We start from the raw sequence: 13,973 nt of genomic DNA on the forward strand, positions 1-13,973 counted from the left end.
CTACCACGAGAGACTGCGCGGTTCATTCGTCTTGCAAAGGAACTGCCCATATACACGGTATAGCGGGCAGGGCAAGGGGGCTGCGCGGTGCCGTTACCGTGAGGCGGCAGCCGTGAAAAGCCCGCGCCGCAGGTTCAGGGCCGTTGACGCCTGATGCAGAACGGCAATGGTCAAAAGCGCCATCAGGATTTCGGCAAGCGGGCCGGCCATCCAGATACCGGGTTCACCCCAGATCGCGGGAAGGGCGAATGTTAGCGGCAAGGCAAAAGCATAGGGTTTGCTCAGGCCGAGGATTGCAGCGCGGGACGCGTTGCCGATGGCTTGGAAATAGCTTGCGATGACGATCAACGGCCCGGCGAGCCAGAGCATGGCAACCGTGAAGGAGATGATATGGGCAAAGGCTGCAATCACCGCGGGGTCATCCACAAATGCTTTTGCGATGGTTTCGGGAAATACCATCAGGATCACTTGAAAGAAGCTGCAATAGATGAAGGCAATCCAGATCCCCAGTCGCAAGCTTTGATCCGACCGCTGCCATTCCTGCGCCCCGTAGTTGTTTCCGACAATGGATTGCAAAGCAAAGGTCAGCCCCAGCAGGGGCAAGAACAGAAACGTCATCACGCGGGTAACGATCCCGAAGGCAGATACCGTGTTTGCATAATTTAGGACCTCAAACATTTGCAGCGCAGTGATCACGGCAGCAGACCCAAGCGCGATCCCGATGAAGTTCAGGCTTTGCGGGGCACCAAGAGCAAGGATGCGCGACCAGCCCTGCGTGAGCGAGGTCTGCATGACGACCCGCGGGTGCAGCTCGGCGTGGTCCGTCAGTCGGTAAGTGAGAATAATCGCAAAGGCCAGCAGCTGGGCAAGGGCGGTCCCAATGGCAGATCCGGCCACACCAAGGCCCATCATGGCGATCAGCACATAGTTGAACCCGATGTTGGAGATCGAAACCAGCAGGCTCATCGCGGCCATAAACCCCACGCGGCCCTCATTGCGCAGGGCGTCAGAATGGACAGACAACAGGAAGGCCAAGGGCGACACAAAGGCGGTGATGGCCAGATAGGTCTGCGCCATATCCGCCAGCGGTTCAGAGCCGGAGGCAAGTGCCAGACTGAGTGTGCGACCAAACAGCAGGTAGCCAAGGATCAGGGCCGCGCTCACGAACAGGGCAAAGCCATGTGCCCCGGCAAAGGTAGCGCGGGCACCGGCCATGTCTGCCGCGCCCAACTGACGCGCAAGAATACTGGACATGCCCCCAGATACCAAGGTGGCGAGGGCAACAATCAGCATATAGAACGGAAAGATCAGGGTAACGGCGCTGAGGGCTTCGGCACCGACATAGCGCCCCAGAAAGATGGCATCGACCACGGTAAGCAGCCCGTTCATGCCCATCACAAAAATGATGGGCAAGGCGGTCTTGGCGAAAATTTGGCCCAGGGGACCATGCGTGAAGGAATTGGGGTGTGACATCTTGAACCTCTTTTCAGATGTTCCGCATGTAAGAGGGGGCTCGCATTGCCGACCGTCGGGAACATTGGACAAAGGTCAGACGGAATAATGTCGACACTTCACCAAGGAAAAACCCGCGAGCGGCTGGTGGCCGGACCATAAGTTCATTGGCTAATCGCTTGGATGTTCCTGCGCAAGCCTGTTTCGGCATGATCGTGTTGGTGCGGTTCGGCATCGTATTACCCAGACATCGACGCAGGCCGGGCCAGTTGGTGCCGCATTTGCGCCGCGTTTGCGCAGCAATGGTTAATCAACAGGAAACGAAAAACAAAAGAAGACTGAGGAATCGAGACAATGACGATAGCAGCTGATTTTGCAAATGCCCGGCCCCAAGCCATTGAGCCGGTTCGTATGGCGGACGGGGGGCGTATGATTGCACGTGGTGCCCAGCGTCTGGTTGGTGTGTCCTTAACGCTTGCCGCATTGGGGCTGTGGCTTGCACCGGGGTCATCATGGGAAAGCGATGTTATGTTGTTCAAGCTGATCTTGTCACTGACCGCCATCATCGCAGGTCTTGGTCTGATCAGTCAGGGGGCGTCACCGCGGGCCCCCGAAGTTGAGATCGACACCATTCGCCGCGAGGTTCGTCTTGTGCGCCGGCAGCGCGGGATGGAGGATCAGGTTTTGCAAAGTAGCAGTTTTGCCGATCTGTCCCATGCCGAACACGAGGGCAATAACGTGCGTTTGTGGGATCCGGCTGGCCGGTTTCTGGCAGAGGTAAGCCTCACAGACCGCAACGCCCTGACCAGCCTTGTCGCCGGATTGCGGGACGCCGGCAAGCTGGCCTGAAAAGCCCTGAATGCCAGCGGCTGGATGTTTGTGGCTGACGCATGGTCCTTGGCGCAAGCTGTCAGAAGCATCCGTAGGCCCGACATCTTATCACGGCAGATCACAGTATCGTGCGTTTTTGTGGGTTTGGCGGTTATTCGCCATGTATATGTGCGCAAGAGCGCAAAGGCTGTGGGGTGGTACAGGGTTGTAAACGACGCGGGGCATGGCAAACTAACCGGGACAGCCCCTTAATCACAAGAGAGAGACCCGATGAAAACAATGATCCTTGCCGCCGCGTTGGCCCTTGGTGCCAGCAGCGCCTTTGCCGCTGATAAATATGTTCTGGATGCAAGCCACAGTCAGGTACTGTTTAGCTATAACCACCTCGGGTTTTCGACAACCTACGGGATGTTCTCGGGTTTCGAGGGCGAGATCATGTTCGATGCTGATGCACCAGCGGACTCTTCTGTGACAGTATCTATGCCGGTGAGTTCGATGTTTACCGGTTGGGAGAAACGCACTGGCCACTTCATGACGGCCGATTTCTTTGATGCGCAAGACGGCGACATGGTGACTTTCGCCTCCACCGGTATTGAAATCACCGGCGATGACACCGCCAAGATCACTGGCGATTTGACCATGAATGACGTGACCAAGTCCGTCGTGTTGGATGCCAAATTGAACAAGGCAGACACCCACCCAATGGCCGGTAAGAAGTGGATGGGTTTTGATGCCACGGCGACAGTGCTGCGCTCTGACTTCGGCTTGGGTGCCTTTGCCCCCGCCGTGAGCGATGCGGTTGCGCTGAACATTTCAGTTGAGGCGATGAAAGCCGAATAAGCCGGGCTGAATGATCACCAAGAGAAAGCCCGCCGGATTGCTGATCCGGCGGGCTTTTTCCTATCTTGGGGGCGGCCTGCGGACTATTCCTCTGGCGCGCGGGTGGCGGTCAGTTTCACGGCCAGCTTGACCGCAAAGGCCAGGCTGCCCTCGTCACCAACATTGTCACCAATGCCAAAGTCGCGCCGATCCAATGTCAGGTCCGCCCGCATTTCGGCGACGTCCCCGTTCACAGCCAGACCGAACGGCATCACCAAAGGGACAGAGCGGTCTTTGATGGTCAAAGTGCCCGCCGCTTCATAACCGTCGATGCCGTGGCGAATTACACCATCATAGACCGCGGTGGCATAGGTTTCTGCGTCAAAGAAATCTGCGCCCATTGCCTGCTGGGTTACAGAGCCAAGCGTCAAAGACGGAACTGCGATTGTTGTGGTGACATGGCCGACCTCGCCATCGGGAATTGTTTCGTCAAACTGGATAGCGGCAGTCCAGTCTACGAAACTGCCAGAGACTTCATTGCCAAATTGCACAACAGTGATGGCGATGCTGCCGTCCTGAACACGCCATTGCGAGGTGACATCCGCAAGGGCAACATCGGGTCTGGCGGTATCCTTGCCAGTTGTGCCCATCACCGAACCGGCAGCAATCACCATCGCCCAGACAAGGCTGGCCGCAAGGACTGGCGTTTTGCTGTGGGTTTGGGCGGGCAGTGGTCCGATCACCGGCTCACCCGGCAACATCCGCCGCAGTGTGGCATCGCGGTCAATAACGTGGTGTTTCAGCGCACCAGCAATGTGCAGCGCCAGCGACAGGGCAAGAACCTTGGTCGCGATCCAGTGCAGCGCGCCAAAGACATGTTCGACACCTGTGGATTTTGGCACCAGGGGCAGCCCCTGACCAAAGGGCCACCAGATCGGGGCAAAGCCGGCGGCCGCGGCATGGGAAATCCAGCCGGACAGGGGCACAATGACAAGGGCGGCATAAAGCAACCAATGCACCAGTTCGGCGGCAAAGCTTTCTGCCGGTTTGTCGGCGTTCAACAGGCCGGGTTTGGCTTGGGACAGGGCCCAGAGGATGCGCAGCACCGCGACAAGGAATGCGCTCACGCCCAGGGTTTTGTGCAGCGAAAACAGCCATGCCTTCTGCGCCAGTTGGGCGTCGGTTTCATAAGGCAGCCAGTTGGCAATCAATCCCAGCGGCAGCAATGTCAGGATCAACAATGCGGTCAGCCAGTGAAAGCCTTTGCTGATGCTGCCATAGCGGGTTTCGGTGTTGGTGATGGCCATCTTTTGCTCCTGCTGTGTGTTCTGCATAGTTACTGCACAGGGGGGCGGGGGCAATCTGATGTTTGCGCACAGGGCTTCTGCGCTCTTGTTCCCTCAATCATGGCGGGCTAGACGGGATGCCAAATCAGTGAAAGGGCCAGTCATGAGCATCGCATTTGTTTTTCCGGGGCAAGGGGCCCAGACCATCGGCATGGGGCAGGCCTTGGCCAAGGCCTATCCGGCAGCGCAGGCGGTTTTTGACGAGGTCGACGACGCCTTGGGAGAGAAACTGTCCGCGCTCATCTGGTCGGGCGAGATTGAGGCGTTGACCCTTACCGAAAATGCGCAACCTGCGTTGATGGCAACGTCGATGGCGGCAATGGCGGCGATGAAGGCCGAGGGCGTCGGGCTGGATCGGGCGGCTTTCGTCGCGGGGCATTCGCTGGGCGAATATTCGGCGCTTTGTGCGGCGGGGGCCGTATCGCTGGCGGATACGGCGCGTCTGTTGCGCATTCGCGGACGGGCCATGCAAGCGGCGGTGCCGGTCGGGCAGGGCGCGATGGCGGCGGTCCTGGGGCTGGATGCGGAAACAGCAGCCAAGGTGGCCGAGGATGCCGCGCAAGGCGATGTCTGCCAATTGGCCAATGAAAACGATCCGACGCAGAATGTATTGTCTGGCGACAAGGCGGCGATTGAACGTGCTGTTGTGCTGGCCAAAGAGGCTGGTGCCAAGCGGGCCTTGCCTTTGCCGGTTTCAGCTCCGTTCCACTGCGCGCTGATGCAGCCGGCAGCGGATGAAATGGCAAAGGCGCTGGAGGCGGTGCAGTTCGACAACCCTTCCGTGCCTCTGGTGGCGAATGTTCTGGCGGATGCGGAATCAGATGCGACCCGGATCAAGGCCTTGTTGGTCGAGCAGGTCACAGGGCGTGTGCGCTGGCGGTCTTCTGTTGAGTGGATGGCGGCCCAGGGCGTTACGGAGTTCTGGGAGATCGGTGCCGGCAAGGCCCTTTCGGGGATGATCCGGCGTATTGCCAAAGAAAGTGCCTTGCGGGCTGTTGGCACGCCTGAGGATGTTGCGGCATTGAAAGACGCGTGATGCGTCTGGGGGCTGTCCTTGGACTGGCCCTTTTGGTGCTGGGCTGTGCGGTTGCTGACAATGCGGTGGACCGCACAACGATGCAGCTGGATGGTGCGCGGTTGGTGCTGAATGGAGAGATCACCAGCCGCACACCGGCGCATTTCATCGCGGCCTTGAATGCAAACCCGCAGGTGCAGGTGATTGTGCCATTTGATATGGCTGGCTCAACGGATGAAGAGGCGGTCTACCGGATGGGGGATGCCATTCGTAACCGTGGGCTGGACACGCATTTGACGGCCGAAAGCGAGATTTATTCAGGGGCGGTGAACCTGTTTCTGGCGGGCAACCGGCGCACCATTGAACCTGGTGCCATACTGGGGGTGCATTCCTGGGCGGATGGGTTTGGCGAGGGCAGCAACTATCCGCGGGATGCGGGGGAACATGCCGGCAATGTCGCCTATACCCGCGCGATGCTGGGCAGTGACGCGTTTTACTGGTTTACCTTGCAGGCAGCGCCGTCGGACGGGATACATGTGTTAACACAGGCCGAGATCACAGGTTTCGGGCTGGTGACGGAATGAAAGAAAAGGAACGGATATGTTTGATCTGACAGGGAAAAATGCGCTGGTGACAGGTGCTTCGGGCGGCATTGGTGCAGAAATCGCGCGCCAGCTGCATGTGCAGGGCGCGGTTGTGGGCCTGTCGGGCACACGGGTGGAGCCGTTGGAGGCACTGGCCGCCGAACTGGGGGAGCGGGCGCATGTATTGCCTTGCAATCTGAGTGATATGGAGGCGGTTGAAGCACTGCCCAAACAGGCCGCAGAGGCAATGGGATCGGTTGATATTCTGGTCAATAACGCCGGTATCACCCGCGACAACCTGTTCATGCGGATGTCGGATGACGAATGGAACTCTGTGGTCAACGTCAACATGACCGCGACGTTCAAGCTGTGCAAAGGTGTGATGCGGGGCATGATGAAGGCGCGTTGGGGCCGGATCGTCAATATTTCCAGCGTTGTCGGGGCCACTGGCAACCCGGGGCAGGCGAACTATGCCGCCAGCAAAGCGGGTATGATCGGCATGTCAAAATCACTGGCCTATGAGGTGGCGAGCCGTGGCATCACGGTAAATGCAATTGCACCGGGGTTTATTGAAACGGCCATGACGGACAAGCTGACCGATGATCAAAAGTCGGGTATCATGGGGCAAATTCCTGCCGGTCGGATGGGCAATCCCGCGGAAATCGCCAGTGCTGTGGTCTATCTGGCAAGTGCCGAAGCGGGCTATGTCACCGGTGCCACCTTGCATGTCAACGGCGGTATGGCCATGTTGTAAAGCGTATCTGATACCGTTTGCGCATGGCGTGCCATGTGCTAAAGGGGTGCAGAATCGAAATCGGGGAGGCTGCTTTGTCGCCCCCGCCTTGTGCAAACAGGGATAAGAGCCGCCTCCGGATCCGGGGGCATCCTCCAACTGCCTAACAGGGCGTGCGGATATAAAATGGGTCGGTTGGCCCGGAAGAATGAGGACTTTATTATGAGCGACGTCGCAGACCGCGTTAAAAAGATCGTTGTAGAACACCTTGGTGTTGAAGAAGACAAAGTTGTCGAGAATGCGTCATTCATCGACGATCTGGGCGCTGACAGCCTTGATACCGTTGAGCTGGTGATGGCGTTCGAAGAAGAATTCGGCATCGAAATCCCTGATGACGCGGCTGAAAACATTCAGACGTTCGGCGATGCGGTTAAATTCATCACTGAAGCCTCTTAAGTCCGCAGTGCCCTGAACGGGGCATCGGCAATCATAATCTGAAACGGCGTTGTTCCAAGCGGAATAACGCCGTTTCTTTTTGCGCAGGGCGCATCCGGGGTTGCTCATCGGCGGCGCGCTTCGCACACTGTGTCAAACGCACAAAAGTGTGAGGGGCAGACCGGGCAATGTCGCGAACAATTCCTACCATCAACACGTCACGCGTGACCCTGAGGGCCATGCGCGCCGAGGACTTTAACCGTTTCGCGGAAATCTGGGCCACACCCGAAGTTGTCACCCATATCTCCGGCCAACCCCGCAGTAAGCCGCAATCCTGGGATGCGTTTCTGCGCAATGCCGGCCATTGGCAGATCAGTGGTTTCGGGCAATGGGCAATTCAGCCGCATGGCGCGGGACAGATGGCGGGGCAGTGCGGCTTTTTCTTTGGTTCCCGGGGGTTGGGGGAGGACTATGATCCTTATCCAGAAGCGGGTTGGGTGTTGTCACCAGACGCGCAAGGCAAGGGGTTGGGGCTGGATGCGGCGCAGGCCGCGCATGACTGGTTTGATCGGGTGATTGCGGGGCGTACGGTGTGTATGATTGCACCACAGAACCGGGCATCGCTGAGGATTGCCGAGGTGCTGGGGTATCATTTGTTACGCGAAGTCGGGATTGATGGCGAAAATGTCTGTCTGATGACACGCAAAGGGCCGCCGGTTTGAAGGGGGCGAGAACAGCACAAGTCTTGAATATTTGCCCGCTCGCAAGGTATAGCCGACACAAATCGAATTTAGGGGCAGGTTTATGCGCAGAGTAGTTGTAACGGGGTTGGGGCTGGTAACGCCTTTGGCTGACGGGGTTGAAGAAAGCTGGAGCCGCATTCTGGATGGGCAGTCTGGCGGCGGGGCGATCACTGGTTTTGATGCGTCGGCATTGGTCACACAGTATGCCTGTGAGGTGCCGTTGGGCGATGGCACGGACGGGACGTTTAACGCTGACAAATACATGGCCCCAAAAGAGCAGCGTAAAGTCGATACCTTTATTCTGTTCGGCATGGCGGCAGCACAGCAGGCCGTAGAAGACTCTGGTTGGATGCCTGAGGCGCGTGAGGATCAGGAACGCACCGGTGTTCTGATCGGGTCCGGTATTGGCGGGCTGAACTCTATCGCCAACACAGCCGTGATGATGAAGGAAAAAGGCCCGCGCCGCGTCAGCCCGTTCTTTGTGCCCGGTGCCTTGATCAACCTGATCTCGGGTCAGGTGTCGATCAAATACGGTTTCCGCGGACCAAACCATTCGGTTGTGACGGCCTGTTCAACAGGGGCCCATGCAATTGGTGATGCGTCTCGTCTGATTCAGCACGGGGATGCGGATGTGATGGTTGCGGGCGGTGCGGAAGCGGCGATTTGCGAAATTGGCATTGCCGGTTTCAACGCCTGTAAGGCGCTCAGCACCAAACGCGGTGATGATCCACAAAAGGCATCCCGTCCCTATGATGCGGACCGGGACGGCTTTGTCATGGGGGAAGGTGCGGGGATCGTCGTGTTGGAGGAATACGAACATGCCAAGGCGCGCGGTGCCAAGATCTACGCCGAAGTGATCGGCTATGGTCTGTCTGGCGATGCCTATCACATCACCGCACCCTCTGAGGATGGCGAGGGTGGCGAGCGGTCTATGCGGGCGGCATTGCGCGGCGCGGGCAAGGAACCCAAGGATATTGACTACATCAACGCGCATGGCACCTCGACAATGGCCGATACCATCGAGCTGGGTGCGGTTGAGCGAATGATGGGCGAGTATGCGTCAAAGGTGACCATGTCCTCGACGAAATCCGCCACGGGCCATCTGTTGGGCGCAGCGGGTGCGATTGAAGCGATCTTTTCGATCCTTGCGATCCGCGATCAAGTGGCACCGCCGACGATCAACCTGGACAACCCAGCGGTAGAGACCAAGATTGATCTGGCTGCGAACAAGGCTGTGAAACGCGAAATCAATGTCGCGCTGAGCAATTCCTTCGGGTTCGGTGGCACCAACGCCAGCGTTCTGTTCGGAAAGGTCTGATACATGTGGCGCAATGTTGCCTCGAACGCGTTCAGTTTTCTGGTCGTGGTTCTTTTTCTGCTGGGGGGGGTGATCCTTTGGGGTCGGTCCACCTATCAGGCGGAGGGTCCGCTGGAAAATGCGATCTGTGTACAGGTCAAACCGGGATTTACCATGCGGCGGGTTTCAAAGGATCTGGCCGATGAGGGGGCTGTCAGTTCGGCAGCGATTTTCCGGATGGGGGCGGACTATGAGGAAAAGACCAGCCAGTTGAAGGCGGGGAGTTTTCTGGTCGAGGCGGGCGCGTCGATGTCCGAGATTGTCGATACGGTGACCAAGGGCGGCGCAAGCACCTGCGGCACTGAAGTGGTGTACCGCATCGGGATCAACCGCGTATCGGTGCAGGTGCGTGAACTGGATCCGGTGACGAACCGGTTTGAAGAGCGCGCTGAATTTGTGCCCGGCGCGGATGAAGTTCCCGAGGCCTATGTGAAAACCAAGGCCGAAGCGGACACGCGGTTCCGCATTACATTGGCCGAGGGTGTGACCAGCTGGCAGGTGGTCAACGCAATGAAGGCCATGGATGTGCTGGAAGGTGCGGCTGGGGATGTGCCAGCCGAGGGGACTTTGGCACCTGACAGCTATGAGGTGCGTCCGGGTGACGCCCGCGCTGCGGTATTGCAGCGCATGATTGCCGCACAGGAGGTCCGCCTTGCCGAGGCATGGGAAGCACGCGACCCGGATCTGCCGATTGAAAGCCCTGAAGAGTTGCTGACGTTGGCGTCGATTGTCGAGAAAGAGACCGGCGTGGCCGCAGAGCGGCGTCAGGTTGCAGCGGTGTTTGTGAACCGGTTGAACCAAGGTATGCGGTTGCAGACTGACCCGACAGTGATCTACGGCATCACCAAGGGGGAAGGTGTTCTGGGACGGGGCTTGCGTCGTTCTGAACTGCGGGCGGAAACGCCGTGGAATACTTATGTTATCAACGGCTTGCCCCCGACACCGATTGCCAACCCCGGACGTGCGAGCTTGATGGCTGCGGCACAGCCCGACGAAAGCGAGTTCATCTTTTTTGTGGCTGATGGGACCGGCGGGCACGCCTTTGCTGTCACCTTGGCCGAGCATAACGAGAACGTCGCGCGCTGGCGCAAGATCGAGGCGGAACGCGCTGCTGGTTCAGAGTGAAGAGCCCAAAAATTGTGGTAAATTGACTGCATGAGAATTCCCCCGCCGGCCTGTTTCAGGGTGGCGGGGAACCCGGACTCCGATTTGAAGTCGGGCGTTTAACCAATATTTAATCAATGAACGCACGGGGTTACAAGGTTTTGATAACCCTCTTTTCCTTGACTTTGAGAACGCTCTGAAGTACAAATTCTGACATGCTAGAGGACGTGGGTAAGCGGCTTTGGGAGGGATCCCGAGGGCCGCTTTTTTTATGTCCGCTCGGTCGGGGGACCTGTGAAAGGTAGGGGCGACAATGGCACTAGACACCCACGACCAAGACATTGCGCGCGGCAGCGAACTGCTTGCTTCTGTGCATGATGCAATCACCGATCTGAGGCAAGAGATCGAGGGGCTGACGCAGCAGGCGCAGTCCGAAAATACCATAAATGAAACAGCAGCAAAGCAGTCCTTGGGCAAGCTCAAGGATCTGGTGATGCAATGCATCAAGGCGGAGAACTATCTCAATGAATGCAAAAGCAAACAGGATGGCGTTGCAAGAGGCGGCTATGCCCTTGACCTCGATAGAGCGCGGGTTGAGATCGGGTGCAAATTGGATCGCTTGCGCCGATGCGGCCGTCCAAGAGCAGTTCCTGAATGAACTGGATGAAGTCGAGCTGTTGGCGCTGCCCTTTCTATTTGAATTCTGGGCAATGGATCATCAACTGCCCCCGGACGGGGCGTGGCGCACTTGGGTTGTGATGGGCGGCCGCGGTGCGGGCAAAACGCGGGCGGGTGCGGAATGGATTCGTTCGGTCGTTGAGGGGGCGCGGCCCTTGGACCCTGGCAAGTGCCGCCGGATCGCCTTGGTCGGTGAGACGATCGAACAGGTGCGCGAGGTGATGGTGTTTGGCGACAGCGGTATTCTTGCCTGTTCGCCAGAGGACCGTCGCCCGGTATGGGAAGCAGGGCGCAAGCGGCTGGTCTGGCCTAACGGCGCGATTGCCACGGTGCATACGGCGCATGACCCCGAAGGGCTGCGCGGACCGCAGTTTGATGCAGCTTGGGTCGATGAATTGGCCAAGTGGAAGCGCGGGCAGGAGGCGTGGGATCAGTTGCAGTTTGCTTTGCGCTTGGGCGAGGACCCGCGGGTCTGTGTCACAACGACGCCGCGCAATGTCGATGTGTTAAAGCGGCTGTTGGGTTCACCGTCAACGGTTCAGACCCATGCGCCGACTGAGGCGAACGCGGCCAACCTGGCGTCGTCCTTTTTAGAGGAAGTCAAGGCGCGCTATAAAGGCACGAGGTTGGGGCGCCAAGAGCTGGACGGGGTTTTGCTGGCCGATACCGAAGGAGCGTTGTGGACCTCGCAGTCGCTGGAGGCGCAGCGGGTTGAACATCCGCCCGCGTTTGATCGGATTGTTGTGGGGCTGGACCCTGCGGCATCAGCGGGCATGGGGGCGGATGAATGCGGAATTGTGGTTGTCGGTGCGGTGACACAAGGAGCGGTGCAGCATTGGCGGGCGGTTGTTTTGGCGGATTGTACGATCCAAGGGGCGACGCCCAGCGGCTGGGCCAAGGCCGCAATTGCGGCGATGGAACAGTTTGGTGCCGACAAGCTGGTGGCGGAGGTCAATCAGGGGGGCGCGATGGTTGGGGAGGTCCTGCGCCAGATTGACCCGCTGGTGCCGCTGAAATCGGTATATGCGTCGCGGGGCAAGGTGGCCCGGGCGGAACCTGTGGCGGCCCTGTACGAGCAGGGACGGGTAGGGCACCTTCGCGGGCTTGAGCAGCTGGAGGATCAGATGTGCCGGATGACCGCGCAGGGCTATGAGGGGGGTGGATCGCCGGACAGGGTGGATGCGTTGGTCTGGGCCTTGCATGAGCTGATGATTGAGCCGGCGGCCAAGTGGCGGCGTCCGGCGCTTCGAACTCTGTGAGAGGATGCAATTTCTTCTGATGAAATTAGGGCGGGCTTTTTTGAAAAGCCCGAATTGGTTTCTTTGAAAGAAACCGAGGCCGCGTGGCACGTTTGCGATGTTGCGCGGCCCGGCGCACGGTGAGGTCGCGGCGAATTAATCAATTTGAGGCAAATTGTTTTCAAGACGAAACGGCGGACAAGGATGGGAACATATGTTTGATTTTCTGCGACGGGGAACGGCGGCGGCTTCTGTGCCGGAGGCCAAGGCCTCGGCGACGGGGCCGGTGGTTGCTTATCAGACGTCTGGCCGGGTTGCATGGAGCCCACGGGATACCGTGAGCTTGACCAAAGTGGGGTTTTGCGGAAATCCGGTGGGGTTCCGTTCTGTTAAGTTGATTGCAGAGGCAGCGGCGGCTTTGCCCTTGGTGGTGCAGGACAGTGAGCGCCGCTATGATACCCATCCGGTAATTTCCCTGTTGGCCACGCCAAACGGGGCGCAGGGCAAGGCAGAGCTGTTGGAGGCACTTTATGCGCAGTTGTTGCTGAGTGGGAACGGTTATGTCGAGGCGGTCGGAGAGGGGCTGCCGCAGGAATTGCATGTGTTGCGGTCCGACAGGATGTCAGTGGTGCCGGGGGCAGACGGATGGCCGGTGGCCTATGAATATGCTGTAGGCGGGCGCAAACACCGGTTTAATGTGTCGGGTGCGGCGAAACCGGTGTGCCATTTCAGAAGTTTCCACCCCCAAGACGATCACTACGGGTTTGCCCCGATGCAGGCGGCGGCCATGGCGATGGATGTACATAATGCGGCCTCGCGGTGGTCCAAGGCGCTATTGGACAATGCGGCACGGCCATCTGGCGCGATGGTTTACAAAGGGTCCGAAGGACAGGGGCACCTGAGTACCGAGCAATACGAGCGGTTGGTGGCAGAAATGGAAAGCCATCATCAGGGAGCGCGCAATGCAGGGCGACCGATGTTGCTGGAAGGGGGGCTGGATTGGAAACCGATGGGGTTCTCGCCCTCTGACATGGAGTTTCACAAGACCAAAGAAGCCGCAGCGCGCGAGATTGCTTTGGCCTATGGTGTGCCGCCGATGTTGCTGGGCATTCAGGGGGACGCGACCTATGCAAATTATCAGGAGGCCCATCGGGCATTTTACAGGCTGACGGTGCTGCCGTTGGCAACCCGAGTGACGGCGACCTTGGCGTCCTGGCTTGGCGGGTTCACGGGGGAGGCGGTGGAGGTGCGGCCCGATCTGGATCAGGTGCCGGCCTTGGCTGCTGAAAGGGATGCGCAATGGTCCCGTGTGGCACAGGCGGATTTCCTGACCGAGGCCGAAAAGCGCAGCCTGTTGGGGCTGCCAGCGGTGGCGACAGATGGGTGATCCCGCGATGTACGAACGGTTCGACTGCGCGCCGGGTCTGAAGCTGGAGGCGCATGAGCGGTTAATGGCGATCCAGCAGGAAAACCTGAGCAGACGCATGGACCGGTTGGATGAAATGATGGAACGCATGGAGCGGCGGTTGTGGCTGACGGTTTATGGGGTGGTCGCACTGATGCTGGCGCAAGCGGTGCAGGGCGTCATGACAGTCGCGCCTTAGGGCACTGAAATTAAACAGGAGTTGTCATGGGATA

Annotated in this window: 15 protein-coding genes; 13 read left to right on the top strand and 2 right to left on the bottom strand. The window is 58.8% G+C overall.

What is annotated here, in order from left to right; all coding sequences use genetic code 11:
- Positions 1-93: 93 nt before the first annotated feature.
- Entirely contained in the window at positions 94-1,473 is a 1,380-nt protein-coding gene (locus HKX44_RS03055) for an MATE family efflux transporter (RefSeq protein ID WP_276149826.1), read from the bottom strand.
- A 333-nt stretch (positions 1,474-1,806) separates the two neighbouring features.
- On the opposite strand from HKX44_RS03055, the gene HKX44_RS03060 reads away from it, so the two are divergent.
- A complete protein-coding gene (locus HKX44_RS03060) occupies positions 1,807-2,301 on the top strand; it encodes a hypothetical protein (protein ID WP_276149827.1) in 495 nt (164 codons plus the stop codon).
- Positions 2,302-2,553: 252 nt separating this feature from the next.
- A complete protein-coding gene (locus tag HKX44_RS03065; protein ID WP_276149828.1) occupies positions 2,554-3,123 on the top strand; it encodes a YceI family protein in 570 nt (189 codons plus the stop codon).
- 83 nt (positions 3,124-3,206) lie between these two features.
- Here HKX44_RS03065 and HKX44_RS03070 read toward each other — a convergent pair whose 3' ends face one another.
- The gene (locus HKX44_RS03070; RefSeq protein ID WP_276149829.1) at positions 3,207-4,409 is read right to left on the bottom strand and encodes a cytochrome b/b6 domain-containing protein; all 1,203 of its coding nucleotides are present in this window, start codon (positions 4,407-4,409) and stop codon (positions 3,207-3,209) included.
- 142 nt (positions 4,410-4,551) lie between these two features.
- On the opposite strand from HKX44_RS03070, the gene fabD reads away from it, so the two are divergent.
- The 11 genes from fabD (at position 4,552) to HKX44_RS03125 (ending at position 13,939) form a co-directional block, all read left to right on the top strand.
- Complete coding sequence (fabD, locus tag HKX44_RS03075; protein WP_276149830.1) at positions 4,552-5,484, top strand: ACP S-malonyltransferase; 933 nt, start codon at positions 4,552-4,554, stop codon at positions 5,482-5,484.
- Positions 5,484-6,047, top strand: a complete 564-nt coding sequence (locus tag HKX44_RS03080) for a hypothetical protein (RefSeq protein WP_276153183.1) — start codon at positions 5,484-5,486, stop codon at positions 6,045-6,047. The genes fabD and HKX44_RS03080 overlap by 1 nt, the downstream gene beginning before the upstream one ends.
- A 16-nt stretch (positions 6,048-6,063) precedes the next feature.
- Positions 6,064-6,801: a 3-oxoacyl-[acyl-carrier-protein] reductase gene (gene fabG / locus HKX44_RS03085; RefSeq protein ID WP_276149832.1), complete on the top strand. Its 738-nt coding sequence runs from the start codon at positions 6,064-6,066 to the stop codon at positions 6,799-6,801.
- A gap of 201 nt (positions 6,802-7,002) precedes the next feature.
- Positions 7,003-7,236 carry an acyl carrier protein gene (locus HKX44_RS03090; RefSeq protein ID WP_276149833.1) on the top strand — a complete coding sequence of 78 codons (234 nt, stop codon included), beginning with the start codon at positions 7,003-7,005 and terminating at the stop codon, positions 7,234-7,236.
- Positions 7,237-7,403: 167 nt separating this feature from the next.
- A complete protein-coding gene (locus HKX44_RS03095; RefSeq protein ID WP_276149834.1) occupies positions 7,404-7,937 on the top strand; it encodes a GNAT family N-acetyltransferase in 534 nt (177 codons plus the stop codon).
- An 82-nt stretch (positions 7,938-8,019) separates the two neighbouring features.
- Positions 8,020-9,276, top strand: a complete 1,257-nt coding sequence (gene fabF, locus HKX44_RS03100; protein WP_276149835.1) for a beta-ketoacyl-ACP synthase II — start codon at positions 8,020-8,022, stop codon at positions 9,274-9,276.
- 3 nt (positions 9,277-9,279) lie between these two features.
- The gene (mltG, locus tag HKX44_RS03105; protein WP_276149836.1) at positions 9,280-10,440 is read left to right on the top strand and encodes an endolytic transglycosylase MltG; all 1,161 of its coding nucleotides are present in this window, start codon (positions 9,280-9,282) and stop codon (positions 10,438-10,440) included.
- 292 nt (positions 10,441-10,732) lie between these two features.
- Positions 10,733-11,077 carry a hypothetical protein gene (locus HKX44_RS03110; RefSeq protein WP_276149837.1) on the top strand — a complete coding sequence of 115 codons (345 nt, stop codon included), beginning with the start codon at positions 10,733-10,735 and terminating at the stop codon, positions 11,075-11,077.
- 52 nt (positions 11,078-11,129) lie between these two features.
- Entirely contained in the window at positions 11,130-12,356 is a 1,227-nt protein-coding gene (locus HKX44_RS03115; RefSeq protein ID WP_276150791.1) for a terminase family protein, read from the top strand.
- Positions 12,357-12,549: 193 nt separating this feature from the next.
- Positions 12,550-13,722, top strand: coding sequence for a phage portal protein (locus tag HKX44_RS03120; RefSeq protein WP_276149838.1), 1,173 nt, complete (start codon positions 12,550-12,552; stop codon positions 13,720-13,722).
- The gene (locus HKX44_RS03125; RefSeq protein WP_276149839.1) at positions 13,715-13,939 is read left to right on the top strand and encodes a hypothetical protein; all 225 of its coding nucleotides are present in this window, start codon (positions 13,715-13,717) and stop codon (positions 13,937-13,939) included. The genes HKX44_RS03120 and HKX44_RS03125 overlap by 8 nt, the downstream gene beginning before the upstream one ends.
- The last annotated feature ends 34 nt before the right edge of the window (positions 13,940-13,973 follow it).

This window comes from Sulfitobacter sp. M05 (assembly GCF_029285175.1).
Taxonomy (GTDB): Bacteria; Pseudomonadota; Alphaproteobacteria; order Rhodobacterales; family Rhodobacteraceae; genus Sulfitobacter.

Excerpts from the sequence above, each read along its gene's own strand:
- HKX44_RS03110 (WP_276149837.1), top strand. The coding sequence starts at position 10,733 with ATGGCACTAGACACCCACGACCAAGACATTGCGCGCGGCAGCGAACTG.
- HKX44_RS03070 (WP_276149829.1), bottom strand. The coding sequence starts at position 4,409 with ATGGCCATCACCAACACCGAAACCCGCTATGGCAGCATCAGCAAAGGC.
- mltG (WP_276149836.1), top strand. The coding sequence starts at position 9,280 with ATGTGGCGCAATGTTGCCTCGAACGCGTTCAGTTTTCTGGTCGTGGTT.
- HKX44_RS03080 (WP_276153183.1), top strand. The coding sequence starts at position 5,484 with ATGCGTCTGGGGGCTGTCCTTGGACTGGCCCTTTTGGTGCTGGGCTGT.
- HKX44_RS03065 (WP_276149828.1), top strand. The coding sequence starts at position 2,554 with ATGAAAACAATGATCCTTGCCGCCGCGTTGGCCCTTGGTGCCAGCAGC.
- HKX44_RS03055 (WP_276149826.1), bottom strand. The coding sequence starts at position 1,473 with ATGTCACACCCCAATTCCTTCACGCATGGTCCCCTGGGCCAAATTTTC.
- HKX44_RS03120 (WP_276149838.1), top strand. The coding sequence starts at position 12,550 with ATGTTTGATTTTCTGCGACGGGGAACGGCGGCGGCTTCTGTGCCGGAG.
- fabD (WP_276149830.1), top strand. The coding sequence starts at position 4,552 with ATGAGCATCGCATTTGTTTTTCCGGGGCAAGGGGCCCAGACCATCGGC.
- HKX44_RS03125 (WP_276149839.1), top strand. The coding sequence starts at position 13,715 with ATGGGTGATCCCGCGATGTACGAACGGTTCGACTGCGCGCCGGGTCTG.
- HKX44_RS03095 (WP_276149834.1), top strand. The coding sequence starts at position 7,404 with ATGTCGCGAACAATTCCTACCATCAACACGTCACGCGTGACCCTGAGG.
- fabF (WP_276149835.1), top strand. The coding sequence starts at position 8,020 with ATGCGCAGAGTAGTTGTAACGGGGTTGGGGCTGGTAACGCCTTTGGCT.
- fabG (WP_276149832.1), top strand. The coding sequence starts at position 6,064 with ATGTTTGATCTGACAGGGAAAAATGCGCTGGTGACAGGTGCTTCGGGC.
- HKX44_RS03090 (WP_276149833.1), top strand. The coding sequence starts at position 7,003 with ATGAGCGACGTCGCAGACCGCGTTAAAAAGATCGTTGTAGAACACCTT.
- HKX44_RS03115 (WP_276150791.1), top strand. The coding sequence starts at position 11,130 with ATGGATCATCAACTGCCCCCGGACGGGGCGTGGCGCACTTGGGTTGTG.
- HKX44_RS03060 (WP_276149827.1), top strand. The coding sequence starts at position 1,807 with ATGACGATAGCAGCTGATTTTGCAAATGCCCGGCCCCAAGCCATTGAG.